This window comes from Bacteroides sp. 519 (genome assembly GCF_010500955.1).
GTDB lineage: Bacteria > Bacteroidota > Bacteroidia > Bacteroidales > Bacteroidaceae > Bacteroides.
Genome location: NZ_QVMJ01000053.1, coordinates 1 through 8,202, shown reverse-complemented (window position 1 = coordinate 8,202; position 8,202 = coordinate 1). Strand labels below are relative to the sequence as shown.

9 protein-coding genes and 1 pseudogene are annotated in these 8,202 nt (G+C 39.1%); 1 reads left to right on the top strand and 9 read right to left on the bottom strand.

Annotated elements, in window-relative coordinates; genetic code table 11:
- Positions 1 to 1,339 (top strand): annotated as a pseudogene (locus D0T85_RS21675) (hypothetical protein); the annotation flags it as partial.
- Between the two features lie 78 nt (positions 1,340 to 1,417).
- Here D0T85_RS21675 and D0T85_RS21670 read toward each other — a convergent pair.
- The 9 genes from D0T85_RS21670 to D0T85_RS21630 all read right to left on the bottom strand — a co-directional run bounded on the left by D0T85_RS21670 (position 1,418) and on the right by D0T85_RS21630 (position 8,123).
- Positions 1,418 to 1,717, bottom strand: a complete 300-nt coding sequence (locus D0T85_RS21670) for a helix-turn-helix domain-containing protein (RefSeq protein ID WP_163215612.1) — start codon at positions 1,715 to 1,717, stop codon at positions 1,418 to 1,420.
- Positions 1,718 to 2,137: 420 nt separating this feature from the next.
- A complete protein-coding gene (locus tag D0T85_RS21665) occupies positions 2,138 to 2,986 on the bottom strand; it encodes an RteC domain-containing protein (RefSeq protein ID WP_163215611.1) in 849 nt (282 codons plus the stop codon).
- A 77-nt stretch (positions 2,987 to 3,063) separates the two neighbouring features.
- Complete coding sequence (locus tag D0T85_RS21660) at positions 3,064 to 3,618, bottom strand: hypothetical protein (protein WP_163215610.1); 555 nt, start codon at positions 3,616 to 3,618, stop codon at positions 3,064 to 3,066.
- 184 nt (positions 3,619 to 3,802) lie between these two features.
- A complete protein-coding gene (locus D0T85_RS21655; RefSeq protein ID WP_163215609.1) occupies positions 3,803 to 4,552 on the bottom strand; it encodes a helix-turn-helix transcriptional regulator in 750 nt (249 codons plus the stop codon).
- 11 nt (positions 4,553 to 4,563) lie between these two features.
- On the bottom strand, positions 4,564 to 5,310 hold the full coding sequence (locus D0T85_RS21650; RefSeq protein WP_163215608.1) for a CPBP family intramembrane glutamic endopeptidase: 747 nt from the start codon (positions 5,308 to 5,310) through the stop codon (positions 4,564 to 4,566).
- A 4-nt stretch (positions 5,311 to 5,314) separates the two neighbouring features.
- Positions 5,315 to 6,460 carry a hypothetical protein gene (locus D0T85_RS21645; protein ID WP_163215607.1) on the bottom strand — a complete coding sequence of 382 codons (1,146 nt, stop codon included), beginning with the start codon at positions 6,458 to 6,460 and terminating at the stop codon, positions 5,315 to 5,317.
- Positions 6,457 to 6,792, bottom strand: a complete 336-nt coding sequence (locus tag D0T85_RS21640) for a DsrE family protein (RefSeq protein ID WP_163215606.1) — start codon at positions 6,790 to 6,792, stop codon at positions 6,457 to 6,459. Before D0T85_RS21640 ends, D0T85_RS21645 begins: the two co-directional genes overlap by 4 nt.
- Before the next feature lie 6 nt (positions 6,793 to 6,798).
- Positions 6,799 to 7,650, bottom strand: a complete 852-nt coding sequence (locus D0T85_RS21635) for an alpha/beta hydrolase (RefSeq protein WP_163215605.1) — start codon at positions 7,648 to 7,650, stop codon at positions 6,799 to 6,801.
- Entirely contained in the window at positions 7,614 to 8,123 is a 510-nt protein-coding gene (locus D0T85_RS21630; RefSeq protein WP_203558556.1) for a hypothetical protein, read from the bottom strand. Before D0T85_RS21630 ends, D0T85_RS21635 begins: the two co-directional genes overlap by 37 nt.
- Positions 8,124 to 8,202 lie beyond the last annotated feature (79 nt).

Sequence of the window (8,202 nt, the reverse complement as noted above, 5' to 3'; positions counted from 1 at the left end):
GAGAAACTTAGAGTTGCTTGAGCCGTATGAGTGGAAACGCTCACGTACGGTTCTTAGGGGGGAAAGCTCCTGTAAGGGAGCTGACCTACCCGATCGACCATCGGATTTGGCGCAACGCGATGGCAGAGCTGTCCGAAAAGGGAATGAAGTCGCCAAAGCATTTGCCGGAGATAAAGTGGATATTATTATCTATGCCGTTGAGAAATCGTTGGATTCCTATAAATTTAACCTTCTTCAAAACAAACAGACCTTTATCAATCAGTTGAAAACGAACACGCTTGATAGCCGGACAATAGATGAGGGAAGTATGGACGAAGGTAGCGGAATGAACTTTTCTGAATACGTTGCTATTTTGTCGGGAAACACAGACTTATTGGAAAAAGCTAAGTTGGAAAAGAAAATTAATGCTCTGGAATCGGAAAGGCGTTCATTCGAGAAAGGCAAATCTTCAGCAATCTACAAATTGGATGAAAGTACCCGCCAGTTAGACAGCAACAATGAGTTTATCTCCCGCATGACACAGGACTGGTCCATTTTTTCTTCACGGGTGCAAAAAGACAAAGACGGAAATTATTTGAATCCGATTAAATTGGATAATTTCGATAGCGCAGATCCGAAAGTCATCGGAAAAAAGCTTAATGAGATTGCCGACAACGCCCGAACCAATACGGAATATTTCAATATTGGAGAATTATACGGTTTTAAGATTGTCGTCAAGTCGGAACCTAGTCAGAAAGAAGGCGTTCTTTTTAACGATAATCGTTTCTTCATTGTTGGAGATAGCGGCGTAAAGTACAACTACAACAACGGACATTTGGCTGTCGAACCGTTGACTGCTTCCAAGAACTTCATCAACGCTCTGGATAAGATACCGTCCATCTTGGAGCAGTATCAAGAAAAGAACAAAATGATAGAGAAAGATACTCCTATTCTAAAAGAGGTGGTAGGTTCTTCATGGAAGAAAGAACCGGAACTTAAAGAACTGAAGACGGAACTGGCAGCATTGGAGCGGAGGATACAATTGACTCTCACAACAAAGCCGGATGTTACAGGAGGAGAGATTATCAGTAAAGAGGAAGCTACCAAATTACAGCAGGAAAAGGAGCGACAAGAGACTGTTTCTGTAAATGGCAGTACTGTACAATTTTCTTCACCATATAATTCAGATGATGTTCGCTCTCTCAAGCCTCAATCAATTAAAGAGATTATTGACTCGGCAGGCGAAAGGTTGATTATTGCCGGAATAAAAGGACAGGATAAAAAAGATACTCCTGAACCACCGAAAGAGGAAGTCGCAATACATCAACCTGTCGTACAGTCTCGGCGGTTCAAATTATAATATTCTCCATTTGTGGGAAGTAAAAAGCCTCTGCATCACAAAAAATGCAGAGGCTTTTACTCATTTGCTATACAGGTATCAACCCATAAAATCGTCCCGTCCGGTATTGTCTTTCGACAAATGTTCTTTGATGAACGTTTTTACATCGGACTCGTAATACAAGGTCTTTTGTCCAATCTGGATATATTTCAATGCTCCTATGCTCCGGTAACGCTGCAAGCTACGTTTGCTCAGTTTCAACATAAGGCATAAATCCTGATTGTCATACAACCTCTCTCCATTCAAAATGTTCCGTGCTTTTACGCACGAAAGAATCTCATCCAGTCTTCCCAATACGGAATACATGGTCGTGTCAAACTTCTTTTCATCAATTTCCATGAGTATTAATTAAAAATTCGATGCAAAGGTCTGATGATTAAAATTTTGTCTTTCCCACGTTGGGAAAACTATTTTTTGATTTTTGATTTAATCGATTGAAAATAAGAGAGATATTCTTATTCGAAGTGATGTGTGGAATCCAAAAAACTTGGGAAGGAGATTTAAGGAATGGTATAAAACAAGAAGTGTGGAACTCGCCATGCTCCGATATAGGGGTACTGGTATACCCAAGAAACGAAACAGACAAGCCCACACCATACTTGCGTATAGCATGAACATTGCATATTTCGTCCCGTTTCTTTAAAAAATTACCAGTTTTCTATATCGAGACGTCTTACGAACGTTATGTTATTACATATTTTCAAGGAAGTATCACTATACTTCCAAAGACTTCATTTGCCTGCAAAGATAATCTAAATTTTAGATTCTATCGGCATCATCCATTCTCTTATTCAGGAATTTAATCAGTTTGTCAAGAAAAATCGTACGGCTACCAACCCTTTCACGCATTTCAATAAATACATGATAATAATCCCCTAAATCTATATTGAATACAAATTCGATGTATTCAACAAGGTCTTTTATGCTGATATTTCCACTGTTAAAACATTCGGCTTCTATCCAAGCATATATTTGTTCTACTAACTCGGTTTTCTTTCCTGTCCATGTTACTTTGACTTTAGGAACGGGAGTTTCGTTTACAAAACCATTTTGAGATTGATCCAATTCTGCAAGTTTTGAATTGATATATGTTGCCAACATATCGTTTGCTAAGATCTCAGTTACCTTGAAATCATAACAAGTCGAAAAGTTGGTATCCCTTTCCATGTGAAAATTGTCGAGAATTTGTCCTATATCAGGTTTCTTTCTAAGGAAATAGAAGTGATCCAAATGAGTACTTCCGGAGCGATAATATTGATAGAAGTCTGTGTTCATATCAAAGAAATAATTGATGTAATCTTGGCTTTTCATCAGATATTTTTTCTGTTCTTCAATACTACCTGCAGGCATTCTCATTTCAATCCTGTAAACCCTAGTCTGATAAACGAGCAGACTGAGCAGTTGAGGTTTTAATTCCTTGAAGAAATAAATTTCTTCAGATTCTTCCTTAAAAGAATACTTAGCTATGAAGTTTTTTAATTCTTCAAATTCCCTTTCCAGTTGAGGAATAATGAGTTTTGACTTTTGCAGCACACTGCAATCCATCCTTTCTATATCAAGGATGCTTTGAAGAATATTATTCTTCAGGGTTGAAACATATTTGTCCATGAATTTTTGTTTTTAATTATTACTAAATGACAAAAACATGGTAAACACACGCCAACTATCGCTGCTTGTCAAATACGCTATTCCGGATTACAGAAACAGGAATACATATTAGGGAACAACTTTACCGATTTCCCGGAAGCTATTACCGCTATTACATATAAACTGATTTGCAACATTAGGGTATTTGATAATACCGGATTATTATTTAGCAAAAGACTCGTTGGCGTTTGATGGCTCCAAAACCCTACATAGCGTCCTATGTATGCTCTGATATCATCGTTGCAATTACCAGTCTTTGTTTTCTTTGCTATTTCCAATGAAGCATCATTTTTAGCAACTATTACCACTGCGCCCCATCCCATATTTATTGGATAAACTATGGGAATATTATGTTCAAAACAATAGTCAGTAAATGAATGGGAAACAGTGTCTGAAGTACTCATGCTGTTGATTGCAGCTGTTATAAGAGTGGAATGTCCTTTTTGCCAATCATTGGCTTCATCAGCATAGATAATGTTTCCCAATCCGTATTCCTTGGCATAATATGCGATAATAGCTCCTATACTCCATCCTGTTTTCGATAGAAGCTCCTCATCTTGTTGTATTCTTCTCATTAAGAAATTCATTTTCATTATAATATTCATTTTGTTTTTCCCTTGTTTCATTAACAAATTTACATCGACGCGCATTCACGAATACTACACGATAAGGTAGTTATGGTGTTTCCTTGCTAATTCTATACGAAAGTGTAGTCAACAAAAAAAGCGCACCTATATTTAGATACGCTCAAATACTGTTGGAGAAATCTTCTTTCTACTATAGTAACCAGTTATTGCGGGCAAAAGTAATTGCTTCTGCAATATTGCTGACGTTGAATTTCTCAAATAGTTTCCGTTTGTGAAATTTTACTGTATTTACATCAATAAATAGTTTATCTCCGATTTTGTCATTAGCATAACCTTCAGCTGAAAGAAGTAAGACCTCTCGTTCCCTTTCTGATAATGATACGATTTCTTCATTGTGCCAGCGTTTGCCAGCGAAGGAATAACGAAAATGATGTAGCCCGCCATTTATTCGTATGAATACGTTTCCCGGTTTGTCATTTGTTGAAAGACTTACAATGCACAACGCCAACCAGATTTCACCAGAATCCGTCAGCAATATAGGTGTTAACTTGTGATTGACCATCAATCGCTTGCGATTGGGTTGGATGAGATGAAAATCGTAAGAGATAACCATGTTAATCCGTTTTTCAACAGGCATACTATGATACATACCAAAACCTTTCTGATTTATCTCTAATAACATATCCAGATCTTCTTCTGACATAATTTCCTCATAGAAATAATAACCTTTTCTCAGAACTTCTTCTACTGGTCTTCCGCATAGAAACAACGGATTCGATGACACATAAGCAAATCCTTTCTTGTGATAATCAATGACATAAAAACTTTGTCCTGATGAACGCGATATTGCATCCAACAAATTTTTGTAGTATCCTAACACGCTATCAATCGTTTCAGAATCGGATACCGAAAACTCCTTAAAAAAATCTTCAATTCTCATATAGGTCTTATTCAATCCATCAGATAAAAGATACAGTAAATCATACCGAGATTGAAAGCCGCATGACAAAGCATGGCTCCTAATATAGAACCCGATTTATGCCTGCAAAGAAAGAACAGCAGACTGACTATAAACATACTTACAACCCAGATCATGGCAGGAACGGTAAAAAACCTCCACGAGCCACTGATGAATACCAGTCCGAAGTGCGAAATATGAGTAAGAGCAAATGCCGCGCCGTCGATAATTGAAGCTTTTGCATCGCCCAGCGATTTAGCAAACGTAGAATGAACTATCCCTCTGAAAAACAATTCCTCGCCAATGGGGCTGAAAAGCATTCCCGTAAGCGCCATTATGGCGAACATCATCAATTTATCATTTCCGCTTATTCCCACGGGAATGTTGTACGATTTGCCGATATACACATACCAATTCTCAAAGCCGTTCCCATAAAACAGCTCTCCGATAAAATAGAGAGCGACACTGAAAACCAACCCTATAATAATGGCAAACAATAGCCACAAATAGTTGCGGGGCTTAGTCAGTCCGATGACTTTCCGCCCTTGCCTGTTCAAGAAAAGAAACGGTACGATAGCCGAAACCAGCATTATCAATCCTGTATAACTATAGTTCGCACTCTCATTTGCATTTAAAACCAGTATAAACCGAGGAATACAGATTATCGCAATTAAGAATAATCCGAATTTCCAGTTGTAACTAAAGCACTTCCTCCAAAGAGGTTTTAATTCGTGTTCCATATCTTTATTGGTATATAATCAAATCAATCGGATAGCCCGTCTTCTCAAATTCTTTTGTAATAACAGATACATTCTCTCCTCCAAACAGTTCTCCGTCTTGCTGAATCAGTCCGTAAAACACATCGCACCATTCTATTTTATTGGGCAGCGTATCTATTTTATCCTTGCTGTAGAAATCGGCTCGTTCGTCCATGTATTGATTCAGATTCAGGATGGTCTGAACGACTAATTTATCCGTCTTTTCCTTTCCGATAGCTTGCCTAATGCGCCATAATGTAGAAGCGAGCGTCATACCGCCGCGATGGTTGTCGTACACCTTATCCATAATTTCGTTGCTATAAGTGGCGTAACTTGCCGAGAGGTATTTGGCGATATTACTATTGGGGTTTTGCATCTCCGTCGGATAAGAAGCAACCATCAGTCCGAGTGTATGCCTGATTGTTAGTGAATCATCTAACGGATATGGATTGGGACGATTCGCATCCCTTATCATCTTTTGTGGCAGGCAATCTTCGCCTACCACGGGGGAATTGTTGAGCGACATGGTAAAATACTCCAATAGCCCCATGTGGACTATCGACAAACCATTGAACCGCACACCCAAACCTTTCTCCGGATCTTGTATATACCAGAAGGCACGGTGTCCCACTTCATGAAAGCAGATGGAAGGCGATGGATTGGAACGCTCTGCATAAATATAGAAATCAGGAGTTGTAATGCCCGGAAAGTCGCCGAAGCAAACCTCGATTGTCCGATATTCTGGTTTATAATCGAAATCTATTTTGCTCTCAAACAGCCGGTTGTAGTATTCTATTGCCTTTGTGGTGTAGTGTATGGTATAGGTACTGTAATATTCGGGGGAATAAGGCTGAATCTTCTTAGAGAAATCCAATGCGACAGGTGTTGTGTGCTGTACATCACGATCCGGATGATTATTGGTAAAGCTCATCGAATCCAACCGGCAAAACCGGATGGTGTCGATGTATGGCGAGTTTAGCTTGCCGTCCGTGTCGATAAAGTCAAGCGGGATGGTTTCTGTTATTAGTTTCCTTTCTTTTAAGTAATGGACTTCCAAAGTTCGTTTATTGGTTGTACACGAATAAAGAAGGGTCGCTATCACGATGAGTAGTGTTGTTGAAATTCTATTCATATAGTCAGTATTTTTTCATCTGCTTTAATATACTCTGTCAATGCTTGTCCCATATACCTTACATTGATGCCCAATTTCTCTAATCTTCCAGAAACTCCGAAGGTATCACAACAGTCCTTACATGCTTCAATGGTTATCCCCTGATGCAACATTTCCATGATTTCGGATTGAATCTGCGTATCGTTGCCTGCCAATTTCACTCCTGCACCCCATATAATGATGTTCACTTCTTTCCACCAATTATGTCTTTTCGAATTGATGGCATACATCGCTATCATGTAGAACACGGTATCTTTATTGTCTGTTGTCCATAAAATGTTTAACTTGTCCATATATTGTTATTTTATAATTATCAATTCATCCATATATTTTAATAAAGTGTCCGGATACAACAACGGAGCCATCACATGTTCGCCCGTGTATTCCCAGAAACGTTTTTCACAAGCAACGGTTTCGTACACTTCTTTGGATTGAGCGATAGGCATAAAATCTTCTGGTGAATGGATGAACAGCACTTTGATTTTCCGTATATACGGAACATCTTCTTGGGCTGAATAGGGAGAAAACAGAGAGGATTTTATTTGTTCGTGGTATTCTTTAGGTGAGGTTACCAACGCCACATCGGTAAATGAAGCCATCATACCATCGACCACCAGCGCCATAATTTTGTCGTTGTTGTTCCGCGCCGTATGCACCGCCGCTTGCGTGCCAATAGATGCTCCGTAAATGATAAACGGCGTGTTTTTGAAATCATCCCTCTTCAACAGCGTATCGAACAATAACTGTGCATCGCTTGCAATGTTCAGGTGCGTGGGCGTTCCGGTCGATTTACCGTAACCCCGATAATCGAATAGACAAACCTGATACCCATTATCAATTAGCTTTCGGAAATGCCCCAGCCATTTCGATACATTGTCTCCATTGCCGTGGAAAAAGAGGATGGAAGCCTTTGGTGTTTGCTTCGGCTTTACAATCAGCGCGTGAATAGTATCGTCATCAACTGTCAAGAATAGATCTTCTGTGTCAATCGTATCGGCAACAGGTATCCATTGTTTGTCGGGGAAGTAGAACTTCTCATCCATCTGGGCATGAGCTAATGAAGTAAATGCTAATAGAAGAAAGGATAATATGTGTTTCGATTTCATTAGTGTCATTATTTCATCTCCTCTATTAGACTCTTCTTCAACCATTTCTTATACTCTCCATTCAACATTTTCAGGGTTTTCCAATCTTGAATATTCCCTTCTTCCGGAAGAGTAACGTTAATGATGGTCAATTTTGTTTTGTTGGCATTGATGACTTCCAAATCATATTTGATATTCGTGATGGTGTCTGTGGATATGGTATCCTTATTGTTATAGCCTGTCAAATAGCGGGTAATGTTATCTGTCTGATAATAACCCCGTTTATCAAGTCGTTTGGTAGAATCGCTCAGGAAGCGAATATCGCTGAAGTAAACAAACTCATCGTGATAATCGCAGTTATATCCCATATTCTGAATGGAACTGATAACCGAATCTTTCGGCAACTTAATCGTGTACGATTTCCCTATATATACCGTTCCCTGCGGCATTTCGTATATATACTTGGGTGGTATGGATGTGGCGCAAAATGCAAAGAAGGAAACACCCAGCAACGCAAATTTAGCCCAACTTTCACTCATCACCATCATATTTCCTGCATCACTGACATCTGAGGGTCATTCTGGTGGCGGCTGTGTCCTACAGATTTTTATTTTCTTG